36 protein-coding genes are annotated in these 25,813 nt (G+C 31.5%); 24 read left to right on the forward strand and 12 right to left on the reverse strand.

Annotated elements, in window-relative coordinates; genetic code table 11:
• Window positions 1-61 precede the first annotated feature (61 nt).
• Window positions 62-3,991 (forward strand): YobI family P-loop NTPase, encoded by a 3,930-nt coding sequence (locus AC3IPI_RS12570; RefSeq protein ID WP_489153049.1) that lies wholly within the window; start codon window positions 62-64, stop codon window positions 3,989-3,991.
• A 104-nt stretch (window positions 3,992-4,095) separates the two neighbouring features.
• Here the strand turns inward: AC3IPI_RS12570 and AC3IPI_RS12575 are convergent, their stop codons facing one another.
• From AC3IPI_RS12575 to AC3IPI_RS12620, 10 genes are all read right to left on the reverse strand, one after another.
• The gene (locus AC3IPI_RS12575) at window positions 4,096-4,251 is read right to left on the reverse strand and encodes a hypothetical protein (protein ID WP_489153051.1); all 156 of its coding nucleotides are present in this window, start codon (window positions 4,249-4,251) and stop codon (window positions 4,096-4,098) included.
• A 209-nt stretch (window positions 4,252-4,460) separates the two neighbouring features.
• The gene (locus AC3IPI_RS12580) at window positions 4,461-5,159 is read right to left on the reverse strand and encodes a hypothetical protein (protein ID WP_489153053.1); all 699 of its coding nucleotides are present in this window, start codon (window positions 5,157-5,159) and stop codon (window positions 4,461-4,463) included.
• On the reverse strand, window positions 5,080-5,832 hold the full coding sequence (locus AC3IPI_RS12585) for a hypothetical protein (protein WP_489153055.1): 753 nt from the start codon (window positions 5,830-5,832) through the stop codon (window positions 5,080-5,082). The genes AC3IPI_RS12580 and AC3IPI_RS12585 overlap by 80 nt, the downstream gene beginning before the upstream one ends.
• A gap of 11 nt (window positions 5,833-5,843) precedes the next feature.
• Window positions 5,844-6,410 carry a 3'-5' exonuclease gene (locus AC3IPI_RS12590; RefSeq protein WP_489153057.1) on the reverse strand — a complete coding sequence of 189 codons (567 nt, stop codon included), beginning with the start codon at window positions 6,408-6,410 and terminating at the stop codon, window positions 5,844-5,846.
• Between the two features lie 2 nt (window positions 6,411-6,412).
• Window positions 6,413-7,603: a PD-(D/E)XK nuclease family protein gene (locus AC3IPI_RS12595; protein ID WP_489153059.1), complete on the reverse strand. Its 1,191-nt coding sequence runs from the start codon at window positions 7,601-7,603 to the stop codon at window positions 6,413-6,415.
• 241 nt (window positions 7,604-7,844) lie between these two features.
• On the reverse strand, window positions 7,845-8,075 hold the full coding sequence (locus tag AC3IPI_RS12600) for a hypothetical protein (RefSeq protein WP_086896332.1): 231 nt from the start codon (window positions 8,073-8,075) through the stop codon (window positions 7,845-7,847).
• A gap of 132 nt (window positions 8,076-8,207) precedes the next feature.
• On the reverse strand, window positions 8,208-8,585 hold the full coding sequence (locus tag AC3IPI_RS12605; protein ID WP_086896331.1) for a hypothetical protein: 378 nt from the start codon (window positions 8,583-8,585) through the stop codon (window positions 8,208-8,210).
• A gap of 2 nt (window positions 8,586-8,587) precedes the next feature.
• Window positions 8,588-8,770 (reverse strand): hypothetical protein, encoded by a 183-nt coding sequence (locus tag AC3IPI_RS12610; RefSeq protein ID WP_323490604.1) that lies wholly within the window; start codon window positions 8,768-8,770, stop codon window positions 8,588-8,590.
• On the reverse strand, window positions 8,758-9,060 hold the full coding sequence (locus AC3IPI_RS12615) for a hypothetical protein (RefSeq protein WP_489153062.1): 303 nt from the start codon (window positions 9,058-9,060) through the stop codon (window positions 8,758-8,760). The genes AC3IPI_RS12610 and AC3IPI_RS12615 overlap by 13 nt, the downstream gene beginning before the upstream one ends.
• A gap of 146 nt (window positions 9,061-9,206) precedes the next feature.
• Window positions 9,207-9,401 (reverse strand): hypothetical protein, encoded by a 195-nt coding sequence (locus AC3IPI_RS12620; protein ID WP_086896328.1) that lies wholly within the window; start codon window positions 9,399-9,401, stop codon window positions 9,207-9,209.
• A 133-nt stretch (window positions 9,402-9,534) separates the two neighbouring features.
• On the opposite strand from AC3IPI_RS12620, the gene AC3IPI_RS12625 reads away from it, so the two are divergent.
• From AC3IPI_RS12625 to AC3IPI_RS12675, 11 genes are all read left to right on the forward strand, one after another.
• Complete coding sequence (locus AC3IPI_RS12625) at window positions 9,535-10,248, forward strand: LexA family transcriptional regulator (RefSeq protein ID WP_489153064.1); 714 nt, start codon at window positions 9,535-9,537, stop codon at window positions 10,246-10,248.
• Between the two features lie 695 nt (window positions 10,249-10,943).
• Window positions 10,944-11,153 carry a hypothetical protein gene (locus tag AC3IPI_RS12630; RefSeq protein ID WP_086894385.1) on the forward strand — a complete coding sequence of 70 codons (210 nt, stop codon included), beginning with the start codon at window positions 10,944-10,946 and terminating at the stop codon, window positions 11,151-11,153.
• A gap of 72 nt (window positions 11,154-11,225) precedes the next feature.
• Window positions 11,226-13,259, forward strand: a complete 2,034-nt coding sequence (locus AC3IPI_RS12635; RefSeq protein WP_489153067.1) for a hypothetical protein — start codon at window positions 11,226-11,228, stop codon at window positions 13,257-13,259.
• Between the two features lie 17 nt (window positions 13,260-13,276).
• On the forward strand, window positions 13,277-14,155 hold the full coding sequence (locus AC3IPI_RS12640) for an AAA family ATPase (protein ID WP_086894383.1): 879 nt from the start codon (window positions 13,277-13,279) through the stop codon (window positions 14,153-14,155).
• Window positions 14,156-14,782, forward strand: coding sequence for an AAA family ATPase (locus tag AC3IPI_RS12645; RefSeq protein ID WP_086894382.1), 627 nt, complete (start codon window positions 14,156-14,158; stop codon window positions 14,780-14,782). It abuts the gene before it with no gap.
• Between the two features lie 44 nt (window positions 14,783-14,826).
• A complete protein-coding gene (locus tag AC3IPI_RS12650) occupies window positions 14,827-15,105 on the forward strand; it encodes a hypothetical protein (protein ID WP_489153070.1) in 279 nt (92 codons plus the stop codon).
• Between the two features lie 168 nt (window positions 15,106-15,273).
• Window positions 15,274-15,474: a hypothetical protein gene (locus AC3IPI_RS12655; protein WP_489153072.1), complete on the forward strand. Its 201-nt coding sequence runs from the start codon at window positions 15,274-15,276 to the stop codon at window positions 15,472-15,474.
• 11 nt (window positions 15,475-15,485) lie between these two features.
• The gene (locus AC3IPI_RS12660; RefSeq protein ID WP_489153074.1) at window positions 15,486-15,689 is read left to right on the forward strand and encodes a hypothetical protein; all 204 of its coding nucleotides are present in this window, start codon (window positions 15,486-15,488) and stop codon (window positions 15,687-15,689) included.
• 90 nt (window positions 15,690-15,779) lie between these two features.
• The gene (locus tag AC3IPI_RS12665) at window positions 15,780-16,055 is read left to right on the forward strand and encodes a hypothetical protein (protein WP_489153076.1); all 276 of its coding nucleotides are present in this window, start codon (window positions 15,780-15,782) and stop codon (window positions 16,053-16,055) included.
• A complete protein-coding gene (locus AC3IPI_RS12670) occupies window positions 16,039-16,308 on the forward strand; it encodes a hypothetical protein (RefSeq protein WP_489153078.1) in 270 nt (89 codons plus the stop codon). Before AC3IPI_RS12665 ends, AC3IPI_RS12670 begins: the two co-directional genes overlap by 17 nt.
• Window positions 16,309-16,477: 169 nt before the next feature.
• Window positions 16,478-16,702, forward strand: a complete 225-nt coding sequence (locus tag AC3IPI_RS12675) for a hypothetical protein (protein WP_086894378.1) — start codon at window positions 16,478-16,480, stop codon at window positions 16,700-16,702.
• 199 nt (window positions 16,703-16,901) lie between these two features.
• Here AC3IPI_RS12675 and AC3IPI_RS12680 read toward each other — a convergent pair whose 3' ends face one another.
• Both AC3IPI_RS12680 and AC3IPI_RS12685 read right to left on the reverse strand, forming a co-directional pair.
• Complete coding sequence (locus AC3IPI_RS12680) at window positions 16,902-17,378, reverse strand: hypothetical protein (RefSeq protein WP_489153080.1); 477 nt, start codon at window positions 17,376-17,378, stop codon at window positions 16,902-16,904.
• A 120-nt stretch (window positions 17,379-17,498) separates the two neighbouring features.
• Window positions 17,499-17,786, reverse strand: a complete 288-nt coding sequence (locus AC3IPI_RS12685; RefSeq protein WP_086894376.1) for an oxidase — start codon at window positions 17,784-17,786, stop codon at window positions 17,499-17,501.
• A 232-nt stretch (window positions 17,787-18,018) separates the two neighbouring features.
• Here AC3IPI_RS12685 and AC3IPI_RS12690 point away from each other — a divergent pair, with 232 nt between their 5' ends.
• From AC3IPI_RS12690 to AC3IPI_RS12745, 12 genes are all read left to right on the forward strand, one after another.
• Window positions 18,019-18,429 (forward strand): N-acetylmuramoyl-L-alanine amidase, encoded by a 411-nt coding sequence (locus AC3IPI_RS12690; RefSeq protein ID WP_086894375.1) that lies wholly within the window; start codon window positions 18,019-18,021, stop codon window positions 18,427-18,429.
• Window positions 18,422-18,913: a hypothetical protein gene (locus AC3IPI_RS12695; protein ID WP_323490613.1), complete on the forward strand. Its 492-nt coding sequence runs from the start codon at window positions 18,422-18,424 to the stop codon at window positions 18,911-18,913. Before AC3IPI_RS12690 ends, AC3IPI_RS12695 begins: the two co-directional genes overlap by 8 nt.
• Window positions 18,910-20,085: a DUF2586 family protein gene (locus AC3IPI_RS12700; RefSeq protein WP_489153083.1), complete on the forward strand. Its 1,176-nt coding sequence runs from the start codon at window positions 18,910-18,912 to the stop codon at window positions 20,083-20,085. Before AC3IPI_RS12695 ends, AC3IPI_RS12700 begins: the two co-directional genes overlap by 4 nt.
• Window positions 20,086-20,087: 2 nt before the next feature.
• Window positions 20,088-20,504: a hypothetical protein gene (locus tag AC3IPI_RS12705; RefSeq protein ID WP_086894372.1), complete on the forward strand. Its 417-nt coding sequence runs from the start codon at window positions 20,088-20,090 to the stop codon at window positions 20,502-20,504.
• A gap of 61 nt (window positions 20,505-20,565) precedes the next feature.
• Window positions 20,566-21,117, forward strand: a complete 552-nt coding sequence (locus AC3IPI_RS12710; protein WP_086894371.1) for a hypothetical protein — start codon at window positions 20,566-20,568, stop codon at window positions 21,115-21,117.
• Between the two features lie 199 nt (window positions 21,118-21,316).
• Window positions 21,317-22,816, forward strand: a complete 1,500-nt coding sequence (locus tag AC3IPI_RS12715; RefSeq protein ID WP_489153086.1) for a hypothetical protein — start codon at window positions 21,317-21,319, stop codon at window positions 22,814-22,816.
• Complete coding sequence (locus AC3IPI_RS12720; protein WP_086894369.1) at window positions 22,816-23,463, forward strand: DUF6046 domain-containing protein; 648 nt, start codon at window positions 22,816-22,818, stop codon at window positions 23,461-23,463. Before AC3IPI_RS12715 ends, AC3IPI_RS12720 begins: the two co-directional genes overlap by 1 nt.
• The gene (locus tag AC3IPI_RS12725; RefSeq protein WP_489153088.1) at window positions 23,450-24,445 is read left to right on the forward strand and encodes a late control protein; all 996 of its coding nucleotides are present in this window, start codon (window positions 23,450-23,452) and stop codon (window positions 24,443-24,445) included. Before AC3IPI_RS12720 ends, AC3IPI_RS12725 begins: the two co-directional genes overlap by 14 nt.
• On the forward strand, window positions 24,445-24,936 hold the full coding sequence (locus AC3IPI_RS12730; protein WP_489153090.1) for a hypothetical protein: 492 nt from the start codon (window positions 24,445-24,447) through the stop codon (window positions 24,934-24,936). Before AC3IPI_RS12725 ends, AC3IPI_RS12730 begins: the two co-directional genes overlap by 1 nt.
• Complete coding sequence (locus tag AC3IPI_RS12735; RefSeq protein WP_086894367.1) at window positions 24,936-25,151, forward strand: hypothetical protein; 216 nt, start codon at window positions 24,936-24,938, stop codon at window positions 25,149-25,151. The genes AC3IPI_RS12730 and AC3IPI_RS12735 overlap by 1 nt, the downstream gene beginning before the upstream one ends.
• Before the next feature lie 3 nt (window positions 25,152-25,154).
• Window positions 25,155-25,541: a hypothetical protein gene (locus tag AC3IPI_RS12740; RefSeq protein ID WP_086894366.1), complete on the forward strand. Its 387-nt coding sequence runs from the start codon at window positions 25,155-25,157 to the stop codon at window positions 25,539-25,541.
• Window positions 25,519-25,809: a hypothetical protein gene (locus AC3IPI_RS12745; protein ID WP_489153093.1), complete on the forward strand. Its 291-nt coding sequence runs from the start codon at window positions 25,519-25,521 to the stop codon at window positions 25,807-25,809. Before AC3IPI_RS12740 ends, AC3IPI_RS12745 begins: the two co-directional genes overlap by 23 nt.
• Window positions 25,810-25,813 lie beyond the last annotated feature (4 nt).

The following is a 25,813-nucleotide window of genomic DNA, read 5'->3' on the forward strand; positions in this document are numbered from 1 at the left end:
TCGCAATAAGTTGTAAATATTAATAGTATGTTTGAATTACTAAAATTTATTTAAAAAATCAATGAAAATCATAAAATTCTTAATTACCAATTTAAATTACTCTTTAGATTTTTTAATTTCAAATATTAATCATTTTCAACTTTTTATTGAACGGAATTTTTTAAAGGAAAATAAGTTTGGTTTCGAAGATTTAACTCCTAATATAAATGAAGCTGAATTAAAAAAAAATCACAAAACCTATTTAGAATCTATAAAATGGGCTATTCAAAATGAAAATATAAAAAATATCGCATTAACTGGATTTTATGGAACTGGTAAGAGTACCATTTTGAATTCATTTATAAAAAAGAATAAAGGATTAAAGTGTTTAATGATTTCGTTATCAAAATTTGATGATGATGATTATAAAGAACAAGATGTTGAAATTGCAATCCTACAACAAATTTTTTATTCTAAAAAACAAGATATTCTACCTGATTCCAGATTGAAAAGAATAAAGAATAATAAATATTTATTCTTTAAAGCAATTGTATCTTTTCTTTGGATAATTTCATTTGTATATATATTATTCCCCAGTTTTATAGATACAATTATATTTAGAAACGATACTTTATGTGATTATATATATAAATATATACCTAATAAAAATGTAATAACAATTCCACTTATTATTTTGTTTATTCTAGGTTTATTTATAATATTCAAAGCTATTTTAAAAGAGATTTTAAATTTAAAACTAAGTAAGCTTAGTGTAAAAGATTTAGAACTGATTCCTAAAGAGGACAAAGACAATTTATTTAATAAAAATATTGATGAGATAATTTATTTCTTTGAGAAGACAAAAGTAAAAGTAGTTATTATTGAGGATTTAGACCGATTCAACAACCCAAGTATCTTGATCAAATTGAGAGAGATAAATTCTTTAATCAACAATTGTGAGGATATAAAAAACAAAGTAACTTTTATTTATGCGATTAAGGATGAGATGTTTTCTCAGGATAATAATAGAGCCAAATTTTTTGATTTCCTTATTCCTTTGATTCCAATAATTAATTATGATAATTCATATGAAATCCTCACAGAAAAATTATCTAATTATGATGATATTAATGATGATTTTTTAAAAAATATGTCGCCGTATATTAATGATATGAGGACGCTTAAAAATATTGTTAATGAGTTTAAAGTATATCAAAACATTTTAAACGAAACAAAAAAAGAGGAAGTTCCAATATTAAATAATGAAACCTCTAAGATAAAAATCCATCTTCCTTTCTTTAATTTCATTGAGATCGAACCAATATTTGATGATGTACCAGCCACTAATTCTAATGTTGTAAATGAGCATGCGTTTGATAATCAAAAGCTTTTGTCACTTATAATATATAAAAATTATTATCCTAAAGATTTTACAGCATTACAACTACAGCAAGGTATTCTTTATTCAATATTTAATCAAAAAGAAGAATTGTATTGTAATATTATAAATCAAAAAGAAGAAGAAATTGAAGAATTAAATGATGAAATTGATTTAATTAATTCAGAGAAAATTTCAGAAGTCGAAACTTTAAGAAAATTATATTTATATGAATTATATAAGGAGGTAATTAGTGAGGTAGGCAGTACGAACATTAAGCAAATACTTGATAAAGGAATAACATTAAAAGATGATTCATTATTAATAGATGAAAATTTTTATAAATTAGTAAAATCTGAATATATTGAATATTCAAATACAGGAAATAAAGATTATTGGGAAAGTAATAAAAGTTCGACCTCTGTAAGTTTTAAAGATATTGAAACAAAAATAAATAAGGATTTAAATTATATACAAAGAGAGAATCTTATAAAAGACAAGTTACATAATAAGATTATTAATTTAGAACTAAAGAAGCAACGAATACAAAAAAACATCAAAGAAATAAAATATTTAGATTTTTCGGATTCAAGTTCTTATGCTGAAATTGTAGAAATAAAAAAATACCTTAATACTATTATTTTGGAAAACAAATTAAACAAAAGAGGTGATCAGATATTAGAAAATGAAATACTAGAAGAAGAAAAAAAATACGATTGTAATTTGTTAAAAACACTTGTAATTGAAGGTTATATAGATGAGCACTATATTAATTATATATCCTATTTTTATAAAGGCTCTTTATCTGTAAATGATAATAATTTAAAGCAAAAAATTATTGAGCAAAAAATACTACCTATTGATATTAAAATAGATAATGTTCAAAGATTGGTGGAAAAACTTGCTGAAAGCAATTTTAAAAAACATTCAATTTTAAATCATGAAATTTTAGAATTTTTAATTGATGGTGATGGTTGTGAAAAATTAGATATCCTAATTGAGACAATTTCTGAAGAAGTTTTTTTTATATTTGAGTTTATAAAAAGTTACCTAATATATCTCGAAACAGATAATACTAAAAGAGAAAAAATTGCACTATTTGTTGATGTAATGCTTGACAGGAATTATTTTTTCTGGGAATTCTTATGTAAGAATGATTTAGAGAAAAAAATAAAAGATGTAGTATTGGCTAATATGTTAAAAATAGGAAGTGATAAAAATCTAACTAATCAAGATTCAAATAATTTCTTAACTGGTTACATTAATAATTTAGATGATTTTTTAGAAATCTTTAAGGGGCGAGTTTATGAAGATGAGTTAATTCAAACTTTAAATCATCTTAATATTAAATTTAGTTCTTTAAATTATTACGATAAAAGAAAATCTTTATTTGAGAAAATTTATAAAAATAATTTATATGATATAAATTCGAAAATGATTTGTGAAATTTTAGATTTCAAAAAAAAATATTACCCAGAAAATAATTTAACATATTCTGAAGAAGATATTTATAGTTTTAATTATACCACCATTCTAAAATCTAATATCATTGAATTGATTAATTATATTAATGATAATATAAAAGATTATTTAGAAAACGTTTTTTTAAAACTAGATAGTAATAATAATGAAAGCGAAGAAACAATCATTAAACTTTTAAATTTCCCCAGTTATAAAATCATTAATGATTTAAAGATTGAAATTATAAAAAAGCAAAATAACAAGATTTCTAATATTGAAGATGTAGGTGAATATTTATGGGATGACTTAATGGAAAACAATAAGTTACAACCAATTTGGAGAAATATATTAATTTATTTTGAAAAATTTGAATCCTTTGAATTTTTAGAGAACTATCTAAATAATGAAGAAAATTTCACTGAACTATCAAAATCCTTTATTGGCGATATAGATAATAATTCTACGAATAAATTTATTAAAAATCTTATTGACTCAGGTATTTCTGAGGACAGTCTCAATTGTTTAGTTAATAGTATTAGTCCTTATGAAGATATTTCAATTCTTGAGATGTCGAATTTAAGTCGAATATCAGTTTTAGTAAATTCTAAAAAAATAACCTTAACAGACGAAAATCTCCAATATATATATGCGAATGACACGAGTAACGAAAGAATATACATAAGCTTGATTGAATTAAATGAACAAATATTCATTGATAAACTTGATAAGTTTACTCTAAATGAAAATATAATTTATAATTTAATTATTGATAGTGTTTTGTCAAACGATTCTAAAAATAAAATTATTACAAAATTTGATACAGAGATTTCTGGGTACAACTCAATTTATTTAGATAAAATTGCGGAGTACTTATCAACTACAAATTTGATTGATATTAGTGTTAAATTATATAATAATTTGATGTTAAATTCAAGCGATGAAACAGTCAAAATAAAATTACTAGTACAACATTTTGATACATTAGATGATGAGGTGATATTAAAGTCATTAGATGCAATTGGAGAGCCATTTTCAGAAATTAAAAACAAACAAAGCTTTACAGTTGTAAATAATCCGGATAATTTTAAACTATTAATCTTATTGAAAGGGAAGTATATTAAAAGTGTAGCTAAAAAGAAAAATAATGAGCTCAGTTTTACTTATTTGACGTAGATGAGTTATTTTGATCACTCTCTGAAATTTTCTTTTGATTAATGAAAAACCTCGATTTTTCAAAGTCGATGTTTAAGTTTTTGTATTATTTTTAAAGAGAAAATCTATTCAATGTCCAAATAAGGATTTAAGATTTCTGCTAATTCATTTAACCAATAAGAACTATTTTCTAAGTTTATTATTTCGTTTTTAAGAGTTTCATGCTCCCTTATAACTCCTAAAGCGAGTATGTGATTTACTTGCTTTGTTGTTTTAGCCATCCCTTTTTGGGTTATTGTATCGTAGAAAAAAGCATATATTTAATTTCAAGCAAAACCTCATCATAAAAACCAAATTCCTAGCCCTGATGGGAGCGACATCCTTTTATGCCAGTCCCGAGGCTTCGGGAGGCATAAAAGATATAGCAGACAGCAGGAAATAGCTCCTTAATTTTATTATATCTCTAAATTTTTGTTTTTGTTTTTTGGGGTTATTTAATTGTGATTCTTTTCTTTTTTAGGATATTCAGGTATGGTTTTCTGGCGAGGTCTTTTTCCCAATCGGTGATTAAATCTTCTAGCATTTGGCGGTCGATATTTTTTGTTATTTTTTCTACAAAATTGGTTACTCTTTTTTCGAAGTTCTTTTGCTGATGTTTTGAATAGGTTTTTTTTACATCTTCAAGAGTTATTTTGTTGCTGTTTAAGGCGTTTTTTTCTTTGGAGTAGTTCTGTTCTCTTATATCAGCTTTTAGTTCTAAATAGGCAGGATACCACTCTCCGTAGATTAAATTAGAATCGACTCCTTTCTTGGTGCTACCAAATTTCCCGGTGCGTGCCATTTTAAAAAAGACGATGATATCTTCCAGGCTTTCGTATTTAAAATTTTCCAGCGTATCTACGGTTAAAATCTCGATTTGGTCATTGGATAGTTTGGTACTAAAACCAAAGGAGTTTATGAATCGGTTTACGAGAACATTTACAACGCTGAAACCGATTGTTCCGTTTTCGTTTTTAAAAACCGTTCTTATATTGGGTTTAGAAAAAGTTTGATCGATAGACAGATTCATCTCGATAAGTGCCATTTGTGCATTGCCCGAAATTATTGATTTACTTAAACTTAAAGTCTCTTCCAACCTCGCTGTCCATTGCAGCTGTAAAGATTTGTTCGCTTGATTTGTTATTTCCATTTTCGGTGTTTTTATACTTGCCTTCGATAATTTTAATAAAGTTTGCGGGTTTTAATATCCAGTCAAAATCTGCAGTCCAACCACGGTCATTTTCACCGTTTAAAAATCGGCTTTGTGCCACTTTCTGAAAGGCATCGCCTAATCCTGTTAATCCCGATTCTGTAATTCTGTTTTTGATGGCTGATTTTCTCTGAATCGTTAATTTCTGAACTGCTGGCAATTTGTTGCAAACAGAATTGAAAATCGAAACTATTTTCTCGAAATCAATTTTCTCAGGTTCTTTAACAGCAATTTCTTTTTTAGTTGCAATTGCAAGCTCTTTTTTAGCTTCTTTTTTCTGGATATGTTCTTCCCGAAACATAGGTTCGTAAATCAGGTAATTGTCTTGGATAATTAAAATGCCCTCAGCAACCAACTCTATTAAAGGGGTTTCTATTTCATGCAAATCAAAAGCGGTTAGTTTTGCAATTTGCAAAGCGAAATTTGTAGTTTGATTTTCGCTTTGTTTGAACTTTTGCTTAAGCATAAGTGTCCCACAATTATTTTCTTTATGCAAAAGGCATAGTATGGAAATTAAGATTCCATGCGCAGCTGGTGAACATATTTTTAATTGGGAGTTGTTCATCCAGTCATCGATATATAGAGGGAAATAGGGTTGGGTTGCTAAGGTCATTTGGTTATTGTTTACTTTGTTTTGGTTATTATATCATAAACTTTTTTTGTCAATTGGATATCGTATAAACTGTCGTGTAGCTTTTTTTCGTCGACAGTAATTCCTAATTTATTGGCAACAGTTTTGAGTTTAAAATTTGGCATTTCGTGCCTAACATCCTTAAGATATTCTGCAGCCAATACCATCACATCGATGGTATTGGACCAAAACCAAGAATCGAAACCCGTATCGTTGCATTGTTTAAAAAATGCTTTGAGAAACGCATTATCGAAATGCGCATTATAGGCACAAAAGAAATAGTTGTCTTTTGGGTCTTGTTTACAGCAATTCTTTTTTAGCAAGGCAATTAGTTCGGGATATACAATTATTTGGTGAGGATAAGAATAGATGGTTTCTAGATTTAAACCTCCCATGTCTAAAGCGGTTTGATCGACTTTGCTAGTCTCATGCGGTTTTACTTTATAATCGAATGTCTCGGTTAGTACGTTATCAATGTATATCGCTCCGGAAATTTGATGTATGGCGTGCTGCCAATGATTTAATCCCGTTGTTTCGACATCTATAAATAATTGTTTCACAGTTATATGTTTCTAGTTAAGAATTGGTTTTGGTTCCAAGTAGGTAAAGACATTTGGATTAATCCAAAGTTGTTTTCGTGCGAAAAAACGTCATATCCTTTTATCAATTGGTTTTCGATTATTCCTTTGGCATTATTTAAGGCAAGATGATATTTGTATTTTCCTGTTTCGATATCTTCGGCGGACCAAACCAAAATTGCAATTGCAAATGGTGCAACTGTTTGTAGCATTACCATAATGGTGGTATTAAAATCACGACCAGTAACCTCAGAAACTACTTCCTGACACATTCCTTCGGATAAATCATAATGCAATCTTGCAGCTTGATAATAAAATGCTTGCAGATCTTCGATTCCTGAGCTTTTTACCGATATAATAGCATCTACGCCAATGTTTTCTTTAAATTGGATTGCGTCGGGTCTTACTTTTAGTTTTAATCCTGTTTTTGTGTCGGTATAATATACCGAAGCTTCTCTTTTGGAGTGGAGAATAAGTCTTCTTAAAATTCCGTTGCCATATTGTTCGTAATGTTTTTTTAGAATTTTGATTTTAACCATATTTTCTTCAGAAACAGGTTCAACATCCGAGCAGTTTTTTAAAGTTTTGATGTAAGCGCGTTTTCCATCAATTTTATCTAAACTCAATCCCAATGTTTCGACAACAGTTTTATGGCAATATTCCAGAACGATATCAAATGGTGTTTCCTGCATCTCGATTACACCATATCCTCTTTCGGTTATTAACTGTTCCCAAAATTCAACCGCTTTTGTAACGCCTTCATTTGTGTTTAGCGGAATATTAGGTTCGATTATAACTCGGCTAAATTTGGTTGGTTCCAGAATTGCCTGATGCAAAAAGGTACTTAAATTAAAGTGGTCGGCAGTTTCCTGTAGTTTTTTGAGCTCTTCTTTATCTTCGCTTTTAGCAAACTCAAAATGCAATGGAGTTTTTAAAGCTGCTTTTAGCATAGATGAACTTAATGCATCGTTGTTTAGGAATTTTTCTTTTCCGTCCTGAATAACTAATCCATTGGCATTTAATGTTTCAGTATAAATGTGTTTTGGTTTTACTTCCGATTGAATAAATTCGGCTATAAATTGAGCTGTTGGATATTCGTTTAACGGGCGTGTAAAGTCGATTGTGTTGTTTGCTATTTCTTTTTCGGTTGCAACTGGAGAGTTTAAATTTGTCATAGTGCTTTTTAGTTATTTAGATTATTTTTTTTTACTTATTCTAGATTTCAATCCATTGGGTGTAATTAATTTTAACGCATAGGAACATAGGTTTTATGTGTAAAAAAAGAATACAAAAAGAAATACATTTCTTTCGCATAGCTCTATGTGGAAAAATTGTGATTTTCTAAAACCATCTTCGATTATGGTTTTAAATCTATCCCGAAGCTTCGGGACTATGTGTTAAATAAAATTTTGGTATTTATGTAAAAGAGGTTGTGATTAATATCCTTTTATAGCTTTTAATTGTTTCTTCAGAGCATATTCTTTCGGATTTCTTGATTACGTGACCAGCAGTATTTCTTCTTTCCGGAAAGGGATTTCCTTTTTCGTCGACCAATTCTAAAGTATGCATGCCTGACCTTCTGACGGTTTTGACTTTTAGTAATGATCCTGTTGCCGTTTTATATGTTTGGTTTTTTTCGATTGCCATTGTTATTGTTTGCTTAAATTAAAAAGACGATTAGCGCACCTATTCCTAGCCCAATCCAAAAAGCAATTAATATGCTTATAATGTAAAAATGGAAAGTTCTGTTTGGTTTTTCTTGCTCTAATTGTTTCATAATTATTTAATCTTGTTTAATGCTATTTGTAGGTGTGAGGGATGATTTCGGTATATATTCTTTGTTTTTATTAACCAGTCTAAAAAGAATAATCGCCTGATTTCTATTTCTATATCCAGAATTGTAGTATCGGTCGTAGTTTCAAACCTAAACGGAATCTTTTCGGATGATAAAAATTCTTTTAAGAAGTCGATAAGTGCTTTTTTATTTGAAACCGCAAGACTGTAAAGTGGTACTTTGTCATTGTTATATACCTTGAAAATAGTACCGTTTATTTCTTCGTCTTTTTTTGAAAATGATATAAATAGATAATCGGGTTTGTTTTCGGCCATTTTTTTACTGGTGTCGAAAACTGTACGTATCTGAGCATCTATATTCATGATCAAAAAGGGTTTTGGGTCACAAATAGTAAGTCGTTCTTTATCTCTTCTGCATTCTTTGTTTGTAGCTTAATTGCTAAATCAGAGATTGTGGAGCAGGTTTCGTAATTACTTTCTTCTTTATCAAAAAGTATTCTTAATGCAGTAGCCAGGACGTTTTTTTCTTTGGCTGTTAATGCATCCATGATTCGTAATTTTTGATTTTTAAAGTGATAGTTTCTCGAATTATAATTTTAGGTTGCTGATTAAGAAGTTGTAGTCTTTCTTTTTCTATCGGAATCAACTCACTGTGCAAATTGTATAACTTTGATTTTATTTTGGACAATCGTAGTTTCATGCAGTCATTCATTACCGTATTTCCTTCTCGATAATAGTAAACTGAAAGCTTTAAGCAAGTATTTCTTAATTTTTCATAAGTCGAAATGTTTTTTTTAATACGTTGTATTTTCTCTGAAATTTCCTCTAACTTTGCCATTCTATTTAGTATTAATGCCCCTAGTCCGGGCGTTATTAAAATCTGGATTAAAAACCGTTCATTCCCGTGAGCGGTTTTTTTATTTGCCTAATTTTAAGGGTTAGTATATTGTTTAATAGGTGTTTGTGTTTTTGTGTGGGTTTTTATTATTCGAAAATTTCATTCTCTTTAAGTCCTGTAAATTTTGTAATCGCTTCGATAGATTTGGTTTTGGTCAGGTTGTCGTGGTTTGTGTTTATCCATCTTCTCATGGTTAAATATGACTTGCCTAACGCTAATGCTATTTGCATCTTGACTTCATCAGTTCCTAGTTTTTCTTTTGCGGTTTTTGTTAGTTCCATTTTAATTGCCTACTTTTGATTAGTTATTTTTGTATAGTGCAAATATAAAGTAAAATGAAAGTATAACGCAAGTAATTTGAATAAAATTAATGTGATTTACTTTTATTTGTAATGATTATAAATAAAATGCAAAATGGATACAGTTGGGTCTAGATTAAAAACCCTTATCAGAAATAAAGGTATAACGCCTTATGAGCTCTCTGAGAATACGGGTATTTCGCAATCGACTTTAAGTAGAATTATAAATAAAGATTCTAAGCCAAATATTAAAAACCGTAAAATACTTGCGGATTATTTTAATGTTCCAGGAAATTACTTCTTACCTGAAAGTGAACAGGAAGTAGTAGCTGAAGAAGAGGAATATTTGGAAAATAAAAATGGTAATAAATTTAAAGAATTAGAGAACGGAAAATTTATTATGACTGTGCCGCTTGTACCTGTAAAGGCTTATGCTACTTATATAAGCGAATGTTGTGAAGGTGATTTTGTAGACGGATTTAATGATGTAAATTTTTACGTAGATCAATTTGCAAGAGGTAATTATGTAGCTTTTGAAATAAAAGGTGATAGTATGGATAACGGTGGATTATATGATAATCCGGAAGGTTCTATCACGCTTTGCAGAGAATTAAATCGTCAGCATTGGAAAGACGGATTTAGAGGTTCTCAATATGGCTGGATAATTGTGCATAAGGATACAATAGTGTGTAAAGATATTATTGCTCAGGATTTAGAAAATGGTACAATAACGTGTCATTCTAGGAATCAAAGTCCAGAATATCAAGATTTTACTATTGAGTTGAACGATGTTAAGCAAATTTTTAAAGTAATAAAAAGAACTTTTTAATATCCCCAATAAAACAATATTTCCAATTTATTAAAATAAAAAAAAAGTATAAAAGTCTTTAAAATGAGTTAGTTATAAGGGTAAAGTTATTTTTTGAGTAAAAAATAAAACTTCCTTATTAATTGCTGAGATTGGTTCTTAAATGGCAGTTTGTTTTGCTTAAGGATATATAGATTTAAAAAGGTATAAAAGCCGTAAATAAAGCTCATGCGAGTTTATTTACGGCTTTTTTTTATGGAATAAAGTCAGATTTGATTTTGATTTAAATCTTCTAATTTTTAGGCTGGGTCTGCATTTGGGTATTCAAAACAGTGTTTTTTTGAATGCTTTTATGAGGTTTTAATTGCTAGTTTTTACAGTTTTTTGCTGAAAATTATCAAACTCAAAACGTTTAATAGCATCTTTTATAATTGCTGAATTGTGTCTAATTGGTTGATTTTTAGATGTTTGCTACTGTGTTTTATTCTTTAAAAATAAAAACTTGTATTGTTTCTGCTTGTTTAAGGTGCGTGGTGTTCTCTATTATACTGATTATGCATCTTTCGGTTTTTTGATGTTATATGAGAACTTAATCCTATAATTTACTGTTTATTTTGTTTTAAATGAAAGTAAAATGAAATTATTTATTTCAAATTACTTGCATAATACTTTTGTTTTACTTTATCTTTGCTACATCATAAAAAACAAACAACGCAATGGACAAAGAAACTAAAAAAAACAAAAGGTACACTTACAACCAGCAAATAATTAAGGCATTGGTTGATAAACATGGTTTTACGCCTTTTTTTATTCGACAATGTTTATCGGGACATCGTAATAGTATTACGGCAGATAAAATAAGGGTTGATTATAAAACGCTCGAAAAAGAACTGAAAGAAACCATTGAGCAATTCAATACAAAATAACAAACTACAAATCGATTTTAGTTTCGACTCCCAGGAATAAACAAAAGTAAAATTTTCTAAAAAAATGCAATTATGCCATATCTGTGGACAAATAATAAGGTTGCAGTAGAATACGAAGAATTGGTTCCGGCGTATTGGAATTGTTTAAAAAGTTTGCAATCAGAACTTAATCGTTACAAGCAGAAACCTTTTGGTATAAAACGTTTACAAGTAGGAGGGAATGGCCGAAAATTATTGATAGACTTTGATAGTTTAAAAACAACAATTCAGGATGCATTAGGAGATCCGCGAAGAATTGATAATCCGTTGGAAGTTTTTTTTGATTTTGATGCTGCAGCCGTTCGATATTATGCCAAGTTTAAAAGAGCAGGAAATGCATTAGAGGCTGATGAACAGGAACGGTACATTATTAATGCAAGTGTCATGAATGCTGCAATAAAGCTAGAGCAGGCTCGCATACAGGAAAGGATAAAGTTAAGAGGTTCGATACGAGGAATCATTGCAATATTGGTAAAAGATGTGGAGAACTTCAATAATACATTAAAGATTAAACACGAAGTAAATCACAATTTGCCAGCGAGCGAAAAGCAATTTAAAAAACTTTTGAAATCCTGTAAAGACGATTTGTATTATCCGATTATAAAAGATCCTAATGGCGGAAAAACAAACAATGCCAGAAAAGTGGATGACAAAACGGAAATGATTTTTAATGGATTGTTTAAAAACCAGATGCATAAACCAACTCCAACAGAAATAGCACGGAATTATGAAGCTTTTTTAAATGGTTATGCCGAAGTTTTTAATGAAGAAACGGGAGAAATGTTTGACCCGAAAGACTATAAAAAACTATCGAATACCACGATTATTAATTACATCAATAAATGGGAAAACAGAATTGCGACGCATTTATCCAGAAGTGGTGAAAGACAAAAATATATGAGTCAATATACGACTCCGCACCAAATGGATTTGCCAGTTTATTCGGGTTCAATTTTATCTATTGATGACAGAAACCCACCATTTTGGTATGAAAAAGGTAAGAGAGCCTGGTTTTATATTGGGTGCGATATTGCTTCTCAATGCTTTACGACTGTGGTTTACGGGAAAACGAAAGAGGGTATTATCGTTGATTTTTACCGACAAATGGTTCGGAATTATACGGAGTGGAATTTGCCTTTGCCGAATGAACTGGAATGCGAGAGTTCATTAAATAGTAGTTTCAGGAATACGCTGCTTCGTCCTGGCGCCATGTTTCAGAGTACTCGAATTATTGCCAACAAAGCAAGTGGGAAATATATAGAAAGGATGTTTGGGAAAGTACGATATGATGTCGAGAAAGAAGCTTTTGGATGGATTGGACGTCCGCATGCTAAAAAAGAATCCAATCAGGCTGGTCCGGGAGAAAATAAAATTATTCCGTACAATCAATTGATTAACGAACGAATGCTGGAAATAGAACAATGGAATAATATGCCGCATCCTGAACATGCTACGATGAGCCGTTTTGATTATTTCTTGAACAAACAACATCCTGATTTAAAACCGACGAACTGGGAAGCAATTTTACCAATTATTGGTTATAAAACCGAAACCTCTTGCAAGTTGGGTTATGTAATGCTCCAGGGAAAAAGAAGGGCAATTGCCGAGGATGGGAAGATTTTGACAGGAGAAGCTTTGGTCAATATCATGAAAATTATCGAAAGCAAAGAGGTTAATGTCTATTGGCTTGATGGTAATGATGGACAGGTTATGAAAGCTTTTGTGTATTTAAATGATCGATTGATTTGCGAAATAATGGAAATGCCACGCTACAATCGAGCATCTATAGAAAGAACTGATGCAGACTATCTGGCGAGAGCTTTACAAAGTTCCTATGTGGCATCGGTAGAAGCTTTTGCAAAACGCCAAAGAGATAAAATAGAAAGAATAAATCTTATTGATAATACACCAAGAACGATTAATTCCAATTTTAAGTTTTCGAATATTAAACGCTTTGAAGCGAAAGAAGAACAGCCGGTTGAAATATTTGATGATGAAGCCGAAGATGATTTTGCAATTGTACCACAAGGAAATGCAATACCAAGCTGGAAAAGAAATTTTATGTAATAATAAAAAGTAAAACAATGAACCTAACAAACGAATTTAAACAAAAAGTAAGACTGGCACTCATTGAAGCTCGTCAAAATTATGGAGGATCTGATGCTGATTTTTCTAAGTCAAAAGGAATAAAAGCTTCCATTTATTCCCGATTAAAAAACGGGGAAATCGAAAGAATTTTATCCGATACAACCTGGATTACTTTAGGAAGAGAGCTTCAGGTAAAAGTATTTGAAGACAATTGGAAAGTTGCCAGAACATCGGTTTATACTGAAATAGAAGATAATCTCAATTTTTGTGCGGCTCTAAGCAAATCGATGGTATTGGTTGATGATTGCGGGATTGGTAAAACATTTTGCACCAAGCATATTATCAAAAAAATGAAAAATACTTTCTATGTCGATTGCTCTCAAGCCAAAAGCAAACAACAATTTATCAGGCTTCTTGCCAAAACTGTTGGCATAGACAACCAAGGAAAATATGTAGATGTAAAAGCCAATTTAAAATATTACGTCACAACACTCGAAAAACCCTTGATTGTTCTTGATGAAGCTGGAGATTTAGAATATAATGCTTTCCTGGAGCTTAAAGAATTATGGAATGGAACGGATGGAGCATGTGGCTGGTACATGATTGGTGCCGATGGATTGAGAGCAAAAATTCAGAAAGGAATCAGCAATAAGAAAGTAGGTTTTGCCGAAATATTCAGTCGATTCTCAGACGAATTTATCAAGTTGGTTCCTAATGGAAAAGTAGACAGAACTATTTTTTATACCCAATTAATAGGTGATGTTGCCAATGCCAATATAGAAGATCGTAGCAAAACCAAAACATTGGTTAATAAATGCATCGGAAAAGAAACTACACTTAGATATTTAGAAACTCTCATAAAAATAGGCGCATAAATGGCACGAGCAATATCTCCCAAAACATTATTTGAAAAGAAGTTCGACGAGTTTGATTTTGAAGGAATCTGGGGCGACGTATTTGGCAAACCCGAAAAAGGCGGTGTTTGGATTATATATGGAGCTGAAAAAAACGGAAAAACGCTCTTTGCACTTAAACTAGCTGAATTTTTAACCAAATATGAAAATGTTTGGTACATATCTGCAGAAGAGGGCACAGGAAAAGAATTCCAAGCCAATGCACAACGTGCCAAAATAGATCCTGCTTCGAGAAAAATAAAGTTCTCTGAATATACCGAAATAGAAGTGGTGAAAGAAAGATTATCTAAACGCCAAGCGCCCAAAATTGTGCTGTTTGATAATATGACAATTTATAATGACGAACTGAAAAATGGTGCTTTTAGGCGTTTTACTTCGGAGTTTCCAAACACAACAATGATATTTCTGGCACACGAGGAGAAAAAAGAGCCTTATACCGCTACAGCAAAACTAGCCAAAAAGTTGGCTAAGATTTATATCCGAATAGAAGGATTAACGGCTTTTGTGGCCGGAAGATGTCCTGGAGGAATAATGGCGATAAATGAAAAAACAGCCATGTTATATCATGGAAGTGATATCAAAAAATAGAATTCAAAAATAATAATTACCCAAAAATTTAAATCAAAACTAATATGACAGCAAACGAAATCACAAACCGTTTAGACATTTTGTACAATGTCCTTCTTTATTGTTCCGAAAAACACGCGACTTTTAGCAAGTTTCAGCGTATTTGCATCAACCAGGAACGAGGTGCTTTATTGAGTAGATTCTCTTTTTTATTGGACGAAATATCCGAAGATGAAGTTAGAGATTATAAATGTCCTCCAGTAATTGAAGCCAAGATTCAGTTTACACTCCAAAAAATAAAAGATACCAATTGGCTCGCTTTTGAACAGGCCAGATTATCATAAAGACAAAATTGCAAGAAGATTTTTTAGCCCCTTTAACAAAACCAAAATCTATGAATAATACAATAATCTTATTAGTGATATTGCTCATCGGTACAAACCTAAAGCCGATTAAAACCTATATCGAATGGCTGAGATTTAAACTTAAAACAATGCATAAACAAAGAAAATATGAGCGTAACAATCAAACCAATAACCGATCACGAATCGTATGAAGTAAATGGGCATTTGGTTTATAAAGACACTTTAAATAATTGGATTTCCAAATCTGATTTATCCGAAAAAGAACGGTTGGCTTTTAGTCAATATACAAAAATTGTCATCCCGAATCCCCGATTAAAAAAACATATCAAAGCAACGTATAACGATTAAATAAAAAAAGTATGAGCAGTAGAAAAGCAAAATTAGACACCATTGGTTTTTTAACAATAATAACAATTGTTTTCACCATCTTAAAAATAACCAATGTAATTACTTGGAGTTGGTGGTTGGTTTCGTCACCAATTTTAATTCCGTTTGGTTTAGTCCTTACTTATTTGGTTCTGGCGGGATTACTCTTTATGATTAAGCAATTACAGGAAGAATAAAAGCAATATTTTTTCTGTGTTTGGAACTATAATTATATAAGCGAAATAACCTATTTAGCAATAAAAATAAATTTATAAAATGCAATGACTATGAATAGAATATTAGATATATTTGTTTGTATAAAACAGTTTATCATGGGTGTGAAATACGGAGATATAGAATTTACTCAAATTTTAGATAATGAGTTTCGAATAGGAGTCTTAGAAAATGTCATTGATTTACTTTTAGCAAAGAATCCAAATTTAGTTGGAATTAAAAAAGAGGATTTAGATTCAATCAATTTTAAAGTCACAGACAGGTTACGAAAAAAATATCCAAATAGTGGAATTCAACTTAATATAAAAGAAGATGGCGGGAATAAGTGATAGCCTTTTTGAGCGTAGTGAGCATATATCCGCTGAACCTGCTGTTAAAAGAGAGAATGTTAGAAGTAAAATAGCTTTAACTTTTGTTAGAGCATTTTTTATAGTAATTGGTGTAGGATTTCTTGTAGGGTATCTACAATGCTTTGAAATAAAGGACTATAAAGACATGTTGTTAACAATCTCTGGAGTATTGTCTGGACCATTAGGGTTTATAATAGGTTTTTACTTTAAAGACTCTACAGAAAATAAATAATTAAGTTACCCACTTTCAAATCTAGTATAAAGTGGGTATGTTTTTATTACATAAATAAGTAATAGACTTCAATATTACAAAAATATGTAATAAATAGGTTAATAAAGCCATTTAGAGAGTCAAAAAAAATCGCCTTGCAGAATTAAAATTGTCTGTTTATCTTTGTAATATGACACGCAAGGAAAGACTTCTCGAAAGAAATAATTTAGTACGTAAGCACTTTTATTCATTAATGGCAAAGAACCCTAAATGGAGGATTGATGCTGTAGTTGAGGAAGTTGCTAAAAAATATTTTTTATCTACAAGAACCGTTGATGCTATTGTAAACTACGAAGGTATTTACAACGACAACCTCAAAGATTCAAATAAAAACAGCCAATTAAAAATGTTTTAAACAGCATTTAAACAGCATTTAAATACAAAAAAGGATATTAAACACAAATTGCACGAATTGTCACTAATTAGTTTGTGGAATTAATTACACAAACTAAGTTAACCATTAAGATTAGTGCAAATTAGTGTAATTAGTGTTCAAAATTTGATTTATAATATTAGCACCCAAAGAACCTCCTTTTCAGGAGGTTTTTTTATGCCTAAGAAATAATGCTTAGTTTTTTGTTTGAATATAACGGATTTATTTCTCTGCAAATAGTAGTGTTAAATGATAGTTTATAACTCATAAAACCATCTACAGCATTATCAACTTCTTCATTAACTTGTAATAATGGAGCAAATAAACTTCCTTTTAAATGCTGGAGTTTTTCGGATATTTTATGGATTAAATTAAACTCGGCTAATTCATCCGGATTTTCGACTGTTATATTAAGATGGTCAATCCAGCCATTTTTACAATACAAAAGTACTTCTACAACACAATCTCCTTCCTGATTGCTTTCGGGCATATTTTGCCAGGCAATACTATTTATTTCGATAAGAGCAGCGGTCCAATAAACAGGATCGCCAGAGACAGGATTAGAAATTTGTTTGCGTTGCAAATCGACCAATCCCAATTCTGGAATTGTCTTTAAGGCTTGTTTTATTTTTACAAATAATTCGTTGCGTGGTGTCATTTAAAATTTTGTTTTTACGTGATTAGTTTGCCCATTACACTTGAAGTATAAGCATAACGATTTGAAGCTGATGTATAACAGCTTTCATTATTTTCTTTAAAACAGACTTTTCTTTAAAGTCTATTTATATTGTCCATCGACATTTAAGTTCCCATCGTCATTGAGCTCAATATTATTAATCTTCATACCATCGTATTCCAGATTTTTTTTGGCTTCAATTAAAACGTTCATGTAATTGTCGTCGTTTAACATTTGCAAAATACCTACTCCCAGTTCAGGAAATTCACGATACTCGCCTTTGTTGGCAATCAAGATATGTTCTTGATGCAGGTTTTCTGAAAAACCAATCAATAGGTCTCCGTTCTGGAAGCCTAAATCCCCGTTTGTGTCTACTATTATATCATTCATAAAGCAAAATTCGGCTTTAGATACGTACCATAAAATTTACATTCCAAAGCTTGTATAAAATCTCCCCAAACTTTGTATTTGTCTGATACAAGGATTGGAAGACTATTTTTTTTGCAGCAGAAAAGCCCACAACTTTGCCTCAGAAATCAATCGGAAAATTACTTTTTAATACGAGTTACTTGTTTAAGTAAAACCAAAAGAAGGGTAGAGAAACGAGAATAAAAAAAACAAAGTGAGACTAATAAAGTACTTAGCCGTGCATTGCACAGCAACCTCTCAAAACACATCAATAAGTAGCATACAGAACTACTGGAAAAATCAATTGGGTTGGAGAATGCCAGGTTACCACTTTATTATAAAGCCAGATGGGGAAGTAGTTTCTTTATTGCCAATAGAACAGGTTTCGAATGGCGTACAAGGATTTAACCATGAAAGCATCAACATATCTTATGTAGGTGGAATCGACGAAAAGGTTGTTCCTAAAGATAATCGAACGCTTGCCCAGAAAGCTTCTTTGTTAAAATTGCTTACGGAGTTGAAACAAAAATTTCCGAAAGCTATTATTCAGGGACACAGAGATTTTCCGAATGTAAAGAAAGCATGCCCAAGTTTTGACGCTAAAAAAGAATATCAACATGTATAAAAAAACACTTTTGTTATCAGTGTTTATTTTTAGTTGTTTGTTGATTTCCTGTCGTACGACGCGACAGGAAACTCAAAAAACCGAAAATCAGACTCAAATAACATCTGAAAAAGTAGTCATCTATAAAGATACTACAGTTTATGCTCCGAGAGCAGAAACGGAACTAAGAATCCCTTTATCTGAATTGGTTGCAAAGAGCCAATTGAAAACAGATTCGCAACCCATTTTTTACGTTCAGAAAAACGCTCAGGCAAAGGTTAAATTAAAAATTGTACACGATACAATTTCGATATCCGCAACCTGTGATAGTCTTGCAATAGTGGCCAAGATAAAAAATGAGTTCAAAAAAGAGAGTTCAAATGTTATTAAAAACAACAATATAGAAAGCAAGCAAAAAACTGGATATTCTTTTATTCATATCGGTATTGCTTTTTTACTCGGATTTGCATTTTGTTATATAATTAAATTTTTTAAAATAGTATGAGTTTACCAAATATAAAATTCAACATCTCTAGCAAGGGTCTAGGGTTGTTACAATCAGACATTCAAAAAGTACCAGGATTGGTATTAACTGGAGTTACAATTACAGGAACTGGAAAAGTTGCTGTAGGTAGTTCGTATCAGATTTTCTCGCTTGATGAAGCAGTAAATCTTGGTATCGAAGAGACAGGTGCAAATGCTTTTGCTTACAAGCATATCAAAGCATTTTACGACGAAGCCAAAAAAGGAGCAGAACTTTGGTTCATGCTTGTTTTATCGACCATTACAATGGAAGATATGGCCGATTTGACAAAACCTTATGCAAAAAAGCTTTTGGCTGATGCATCTGGAAAAATTAGAGTTTTAGGACTTCTTAAAAAATCAGGAACCACAGAAACTATCACAAACGGATTAGACGCCGATGTTGCTCTTGCTGTTGCAAAAGCGCAAGCGTTAAACCAGGATTATGCAGACAGGTATTTCCCGGTTCGTACCATTATCTCAGGAAACAAATTCTCTGGAGTTGTTGCCGACTTAAAAGATTACACCACTGCAAGTTTTAACAAAGTATCTATTTTGTTAGCAAACACAGATGGTTCTAAAGAAGCTTCTGTAGGTTTGGCTTTAGGAAGAATTGCAAGTATTCCTTCTCAAAGAAAAATCTCTCGTGTAAAAGATGGTCCGGTAGAAGATTTTACCGCTTATTTTACTGATGGATCAAAAGCAGAAACCCTTGATACTTCTTGGAATGCTATCCATAACAAAGGGTATATCTTTTTACGCAGTTTTGCTAACCGTTCTGGTTATTATTTTACAAGTGATGCAACCTTAACTGGATCTACAGATGATTTCAATACTTTATCAAGAGGTTTAGTAATGGACGAAGCAGTACTTATTGCTTACGATACTTTGGTTGATGAATTATCAGACGAAATTCCGGTTACAGATGCTGGAAAAATTCACCCGGTTACTATTAAATCATGGCAAAATGCTATCGAAAGACAAATTGATGGTTTAATGGTTCAAAACGGAAAATTATCTGGTGTAAAGGCATATATCGACGAAAACCAAAATGTATTGGTGACTAACAACTTGAATATTGCCTTACAATTATTGCCAGTAGGTTATAGCGATTATATAACTGTAAACATCGGATTTACAACAAATTTAGAATAAATATGAGCACATTTAGCAGCAAGCAATACGCTTGGTCAGATGTTTCCATCTCAATTGGAGGCAGAATTATAGAAGGAATTACAGAAGTTGAATACACTGTAAAACAGGAAAAGGAAACTTTAAGAGGTCGTGGTAACAACCCTCACAAAGTAACACGTGGTAATAAATCTTACGAAGGAAAAATTACTATTTGGCAAAGCGAATTGGAAGCAATGGTTTTAAGTGCTCCAAACGCTGATATCCTTGACTTAACTTTTGATGTTATCGTTTCTTACGTTCCATCTGATGGAGGAAAAACGGTAATTGATGTTTTAACTGGTTGCGAATTTACCGAAACTAAGAAAAGCATGAAACAAGGAGACAAAAACATGGTAGTCGAATTGCCAATTGTCTTTTTAGGTGTAAAAGCACAACAATAATAATCCTAATCCAACCAACCAAAACAGTTTAAATGTTTTGGTTGGTTAAATAAAACAAACAATGAAACAGCAAATAAAACAAGAACAAATTAATGAGTGGAAAGAAAAATACGGTCAAATTTATGAGCTTCCTGTAGAGGATAAAGTAGCTTATTTACGCGAACCGAAAATGACAACTTTTAAGCATGCCTTTAGTGCTATGCAAAAAGATGGCGAAATGACCTTTGGAGAGGTCATGTTAAACGAATTATTTATTGGCGGAGATGAAGAAATCAAGACAAATGATGATTACTTCTTTGCAGCACGTAAAGAGCTTGCCAATTTTTTCAATTTTGATGATGCCGAAATAACTTCAGAAGGAAACAACTCGGTTATTGTAATTGGTGAAGAAAAATGCACCGTTAGAGTAATTACACGTCAGGATATTAAAACTGCCGAAAAGAAAAATCCATCTGCAAAACCATTTGTTACTCAGGAAAAATTATTCGAAATGATTTGTATCAAGAAAGATGATGTCTTTAATGATAGAGAAAATGCTTCGATTAGATTCCCGCTTTACCAGGCAATAGAAAAACTCCAAAACAAAAAAGTGGCAACGCTAAAAAAGCTTTAAAAGGGGCTATCATCGATACCGATGATACCTCTTCCTTTTCAATTGCAGAGAATATCGACATACGATTATTTGATGCGTATTTAAAATTCTATATGCACATTCCTAAACCTCATAAACTGAGTGATGAAGATTGGGCAGAAGAAATTCAGAATTTACATTTTATCAGAACCAAAGAAAAAGAAACCTCACAAATACCATCATGAGCCCCTACGACTATATTACAAGCATACAAAATGCAAACGGCCCAATTTTGAACGTGGCCCAATCCCTTGGAATTACGATAAATCAGATAGATATCATGAATAACTCGTTTAATCAGGTAGATAACTCTGTACATAATTTTAATGAAAAAGTCAAAGAAAGTGCCACTTCGATGGGTTTTTTTAAGACCAAGTTAATGGAGATTGGAGGTAAAATAAAAGGAGCTTTTTCGCCTGAGGCCATTTTTGAATTTGGAAAAAAAGTTTTTGATGCCCGAGTAGAATATGAAAAGCTTAATGGTGTAAAAGGAGGGATAAGTGATGAGTTTATTAAGCTTAAAGCAAATTTAGATGTGTTTACGACCGCTTGGAATACTTTTTTGGTTTCGCTAGGTGGTGACGCTTCTGGTTTATTTATGACCATCCTTACTACGATGAATGAAGGACTAAGCTTCTTAACATCTCAATTGCCCAATATAGCAACCTGGTTTAGTATTCTCTGGAAAATGATGGAACCAGTAGTTTTATCATTGAGAGATTTTATAAAATCGGCTTTTAGTTTTGTCGAAGTAGGAGCAATATTAGATGGTTTTGGACTCGTAATGACTGGTGTTTTGCTAGTAGTGAGTTGGCTAACAACCGGATTGAAGTTTATCATTGATACATTAAAACCTTTTGCAACCGAAATTCTGATTCTTACAGGAGCATGGTTGTTATTGTCTAATGCTGTAGCTATTTATAGTGGTGTTATGGTTGTTTTTAATGCGATAATGGCAGCTTCTCCTATTACCTGGATTATAGTCGGAATTATGGCGCTTGCATTAGTTATCGGAATGATAATTAAATACACAAGCGGTTGGGGCGAGAGCTGGAGACATGTGGTTAGTGGTGCTAAATTTTTATGGGATGGTTTTACAGAGACTGCACAAGCCAAATTTAATACGTTGATACAAAATTTTATGATTGGTATTGACAAAATAAAAATTGGCTGGTACAAATTTAAAGAAGCAGTAGGTATGGGCGATAGCTCTGAGAACCTAAAGATGATTGCTCAGATTAATGGAGACATTAAAATGCGTGAAAACTCGATTACTGCTGGTAAAGCCAAAGCAGATAATTCTTTCGCTAAAGCGAGAAATGAATTTAGCCAAGTTAAAATTAATGTAGATACTGCAGGAATTTCAAGAGATTTTAAAAAGATAAAAGATACGTTTGGCGGGGCAGGTGCAAAAACAAATGCTATAACAGATACTAAAGTAAATCCTGGAAAAGCCAAAACGTTAAAAGGAGCTAAAGATAATAATATAGGTTCGTCTGATTCAATTGTGTCTGGAGGAGCTAAAGGAACTAATATTATAATAAACATACAAAAACTACAAGATGACACTAAAATTTACGTGGAGTCATCCGAAAAAGGGATAAGTAATTTGGGCGAAAAAGTACAAGAAATGCTTTTAAGAGCCGTGAATAGTGTTAACCAAATGCAAACAGCAGTATAATGGCAGAATTTAATATAAAAGAAATTACAGCTAGAGCATTTCTAGATTATGTTGGTCCAGGATATCCGGGTTTCTTGTTTGATGTTAGTACAAAAGGTGGAAAACTGAAAATAAAAAAGAACGGAAAGAAAATAGACCTAAACTCTATCAATGCTTCTAATTTTTCGGGAGGGAAATATTTTCTGACTCTTACACTTACTTATAAAGGTGTTGATTATGAATTGCCAAATGAGCCTTTAATTTCGTTGGGATTAAGCAAAACAATTGTTGAAACTGCCACAGTAGGAAAGTATCGTAAAGGAACTGTAAAAGAATATATCAATACCGAAGATTATACGATTTCTATAAAAGGAATTTGTTTTGATGACGAAAATCCTAATTCATATCCTTCTCAGCAAGTAAGCACATTAAGAAATATGGTAGAAATAAATGAAGCGCTTGAGATAAAAAGCAATCCATTTTTTACACTATTTGGCATTGGGAAAATTGTAATCAAAGACATTCAGTTTGAGGATATGATGGGACAAGGAGGAATGCAAAAATATACGATTTCGGCAATTAGTGATCAGGATTTTTATGCTGATTTAGACGAAAAGAATAAGACAAAAAACGAATTAATAAATACACAAGAAAATGTTTCTACTTGAAAGTAAAGTTGTGTTTACCAAAGTCAATGGAGGCGCAGAAGAATCCAGTTATGTCTTTAATGCTGTTAATGAAATCGAAATAACCAAATCTGTTGATGAATTGAGTGATACAGCAATTATAAAATTGCCAACCCAATTTAAAATAAAGCAAAATGGAGCACAGAAGTTTACCGAAAAAGCATTACAAGTTGGTGACAAGGTAACAATTACTTTGGGTTATGAAGGTAAAATTTCGAAAGTGGAATTTGTGGGATATATAAAAAAAATCAGCCCAAAAACACCTCTGGAAATTCACTGTGAAGATGCGATGTGGAAACTTCGTAGAAAGAATGTAAGTAATAGCTGGGATAAAAAAGTCACACTAGAAGATATTTTAAAAGAAATAGTAAAAGATACAGGTATCGAACTTAGTTATCCTGTTCTGGGTTTTGATCTGGAGAAATGGATTATTAATGAAAATGGAGCTCAAGCTCTGGAAAAATTAAAACAAGAGTTTGGTTTTACCTCTTTTATAAATGATGAGGGTAAGTTGCATTGTGGCTTGAAAGAATTAACGAATATTGGTGAAGTAGCTAGTTATGATTTAAACTACAATTTGGTCGAAAATAATTTGGAATACAAAACCAAAGAAGACCGAAAAATCATGGTGAAATATACTTATATAGATCCCAAAACCAATGAGCGAACTATTGTTGAGGAAGGAGATAAAGATGGGGAACAAAGAACTTATACAACCTCGATAGCTTCAGACAAAGCACAATTAAAAGAACTGGTAAAAGCTGAGCTCGAAAAATTACGATTTGATGGTTATAATGGGGATGTAACTAGTTTTTTGATTCCCTATGCCACACGAGGCATGAAAGCTGTTTTAATAGACAAAGAACACACAGACAGAGAAGGAAGTTACTTTATTAATAAAGTAGTGACCACTTTTGGGATGAGTGGAGCAAGAAGAAAAGTAAGCATAAGAAATAGATTGTAATGGAAAAAGATTTGCAGGACGCTTTTAGAAAAATAAAAAAACGAGATGTCGACACCTTCATTGCGCATGTTATTTCTGTTGATAAAGAAAAAGGAACATGTAAGATATCAGACGGAAAACTGGAATATGCCGATGTACAATTGGCTTCGATAATAAACGAGAGCAATCAAAAATTTTATTTGTTTCCAAAAAAGGATAGCTCCGTTATCGTAAGTCCGATTAATGAAGATTTACATCGATTGTATGTTGAGGTTTATTCGGAAATAGAAAGCTTAAGTCTTGTAATTGATAAAGTTCAATTTCAGGTAGACAAAGATGGTTTTTTGTTTAAAAAGGAAAATGAAAATTTAAAGAAATTGATGGCTGATTTGATAATAGCAATTAAGAATTTAAAATTCACAACTAATAACGGACCAACGATAAGCTTAATAAACTTAGCCGATTTTACAGCTCTAGAAGATAGGTTTAATCAATTTTTAAAAGATAAATAATGTTAAGCGTAGATAGACTAAAAAACAAAATCCGTACTGCATTTGATGATGAGCAACAAGAAAAATCTGATCACGAAGCAAGTCTGGACAGGATTTCATTAAAGTTGGCCACAGCAATTATTGAAGAAATTAAAAATGCTAAAATCGAATATCAAGCCGGGCTTGTTGCTCCAAACGGAAGCGTTACCGGAACAATAATTCATACAATTAGTTAATAAATGAATGAAATTACAATTGCATTAACCGGATTAATAACAGCTGGAGGTACTGGTTATTTTACTTTTTTGTTTGCCAAAAGCAAATATAAGCAAGAAGTAGAAAAGCTAAAAGTTGAGGTTTTGCAGGCTAAACAATATGCTGATACTACGGCTATTGAAAATGATATTAAACTATCCGGACATTATAAAGAAATTCTTGACGACTTAAAAAACCGATATGAAACCCGGTATAAAGAGTTTGAAGATATGATGAACAGAAAAGTTTTACTCCTGGAAGAAGAACTCAAGCTGAAGGATAGAAAAATCAAATTACAGCAACAGGAGATTACCGAATTAAAAAAAGAAAACAGAACATTACGTACCAATGCAAGAAACAGTATTACATAACCAATCGTTAATAGATTTTACCATACATCATTGCGGTACAATCGAAAGTGTTGTAGCAATGGCTGTTGCAAACGATTGGAGTATAACCGAAGAATTACAGCCTAAAAGAATTTTAGAAGTACCTGCCGATGTTATAAAAGACTCGGACATTGTAGGGTTTTATACAAGTAAGAAACATGTTCCGGCATTTAATTATTCGGGACCAATCTCTGCAAACGACGAAGGTATTGGCGAAATGATAATAGAAGAAACATTTATAGTAAGATAAAAAA

It is taken from the genome of Flavobacterium sp. GL_143 (genome assembly GCF_057834355.1).

Coding starts and splice junctions, on each gene's coding strand:
- AC3IPI_RS12610 (WP_323490604.1), bottom strand. CDS start 8,770: ATGGATGCATTAACAGCCAAAGAAAAAAACGTCCTGGCTACTGCATTA.
- AC3IPI_RS12695 (WP_323490613.1), top strand. CDS start 18,422: ATGTATAAAAAAACACTTTTGTTATCAGTGTTTATTTTTAGTTGTTTG.
- AC3IPI_RS12665 (WP_489153076.1), top strand. CDS start 15,780: ATGAATAGAATATTAGATATATTTGTTTGTATAAAACAGTTTATCATG.
- AC3IPI_RS12630 (WP_086894385.1), top strand. CDS start 10,944: ATGGACAAAGAAACTAAAAAAAACAAAAGGTACACTTACAACCAGCAA.
- AC3IPI_RS12640 (WP_086894383.1), top strand. CDS start 13,277: ATGAACCTAACAAACGAATTTAAACAAAAAGTAAGACTGGCACTCATT.
- AC3IPI_RS12675 (WP_086894378.1), top strand. CDS start 16,478: ATGACACGCAAGGAAAGACTTCTCGAAAGAAATAATTTAGTACGTAAG.
- AC3IPI_RS12705 (WP_086894372.1), top strand. CDS start 20,088: ATGAGCACATTTAGCAGCAAGCAATACGCTTGGTCAGATGTTTCCATC.
- AC3IPI_RS12570 (WP_489153049.1), top strand. CDS start 62: ATGAAAATCATAAAATTCTTAATTACCAATTTAAATTACTCTTTAGAT.
- AC3IPI_RS12615 (WP_489153062.1), bottom strand. CDS start 9,060: ATGGCAAAGTTAGAGGAAATTTCAGAGAAAATACAACGTATTAAAAAA.
- AC3IPI_RS12635 (WP_489153067.1), top strand. CDS start 11,226: ATGCCATATCTGTGGACAAATAATAAGGTTGCAGTAGAATACGAAGAA.
- AC3IPI_RS12745 (WP_489153093.1), top strand. CDS start 25,519: ATGCAAGAAACAGTATTACATAACCAATCGTTAATAGATTTTACCATA.
- AC3IPI_RS12680 (WP_489153080.1), bottom strand. CDS start 17,378: ATGACACCACGCAACGAATTATTTGTAAAAATAAAACAAGCCTTAAAG.
- AC3IPI_RS12575 (WP_489153051.1), bottom strand. CDS start 4,251: ATGGCTAAAACAACAAAGCAAGTAAATCACATACTCGCTTTAGGAGTT.
- AC3IPI_RS12685 (WP_086894376.1), bottom strand. CDS start 17,786: ATGAATGATATAATAGTAGACACAAACGGGGATTTAGGCTTCCAGAAC.
- AC3IPI_RS12740 (WP_086894366.1), top strand. CDS start 25,155: ATGAATGAAATTACAATTGCATTAACCGGATTAATAACAGCTGGAGGT.
- AC3IPI_RS12650 (WP_489153070.1), top strand. CDS start 14,827: ATGACAGCAAACGAAATCACAAACCGTTTAGACATTTTGTACAATGTC.
- AC3IPI_RS12595 (WP_489153059.1), bottom strand. CDS start 7,603: ATGACAAATTTAAACTCTCCAGTTGCAACCGAAAAAGAAATAGCAAAC.
- AC3IPI_RS12715 (WP_489153086.1), top strand. CDS start 21,317: ATGAGCCCCTACGACTATATTACAAGCATACAAAATGCAAACGGCCCA.
- AC3IPI_RS12660 (WP_489153074.1), top strand. CDS start 15,486: ATGAGCAGTAGAAAAGCAAAATTAGACACCATTGGTTTTTTAACAATA.
- AC3IPI_RS12585 (WP_489153055.1), bottom strand. CDS start 5,832: ATGACCTTAGCAACCCAACCCTATTTCCCTCTATATATCGATGACTGG.
- AC3IPI_RS12710 (WP_086894371.1), top strand. CDS start 20,566: ATGAAACAGCAAATAAAACAAGAACAAATTAATGAGTGGAAAGAAAAA.
- AC3IPI_RS12600 (WP_086896332.1), bottom strand. CDS start 8,075: ATGGCAATCGAAAAAAACCAAACATATAAAACGGCAACAGGATCATTA.
- AC3IPI_RS12720 (WP_086894369.1), top strand. CDS start 22,816: ATGGCAGAATTTAATATAAAAGAAATTACAGCTAGAGCATTTCTAGAT.
- AC3IPI_RS12620 (WP_086896328.1), bottom strand. CDS start 9,401: ATGGAACTAACAAAAACCGCAAAAGAAAAACTAGGAACTGATGAAGTC.
- AC3IPI_RS12605 (WP_086896331.1), bottom strand. CDS start 8,585: ATGAATATAGATGCTCAGATACGTACAGTTTTCGACACCAGTAAAAAA.
- AC3IPI_RS12670 (WP_489153078.1), top strand. CDS start 16,039: ATGGCGGGAATAAGTGATAGCCTTTTTGAGCGTAGTGAGCATATATCC.
- AC3IPI_RS12655 (WP_489153072.1), top strand. CDS start 15,274: ATGAGCGTAACAATCAAACCAATAACCGATCACGAATCGTATGAAGTA.
- AC3IPI_RS12700 (WP_489153083.1), top strand. CDS start 18,910: ATGAGTTTACCAAATATAAAATTCAACATCTCTAGCAAGGGTCTAGGG.
- AC3IPI_RS12625 (WP_489153064.1), top strand. CDS start 9,535: ATGGATACAGTTGGGTCTAGATTAAAAACCCTTATCAGAAATAAAGGT.
- AC3IPI_RS12730 (WP_489153090.1), top strand. CDS start 24,445: ATGGAAAAAGATTTGCAGGACGCTTTTAGAAAAATAAAAAAACGAGAT.
- AC3IPI_RS12725 (WP_489153088.1), top strand. CDS start 23,450: ATGTTTCTACTTGAAAGTAAAGTTGTGTTTACCAAAGTCAATGGAGGC.
- AC3IPI_RS12580 (WP_489153053.1), bottom strand. CDS start 5,159: ATGGAAATAACAAATCAAGCGAACAAATCTTTACAGCTGCAATGGACA.
- AC3IPI_RS12735 (WP_086894367.1), top strand. CDS start 24,936: ATGTTAAGCGTAGATAGACTAAAAAACAAAATCCGTACTGCATTTGAT.
- AC3IPI_RS12645 (WP_086894382.1), top strand. CDS start 14,156: ATGGCACGAGCAATATCTCCCAAAACATTATTTGAAAAGAAGTTCGAC.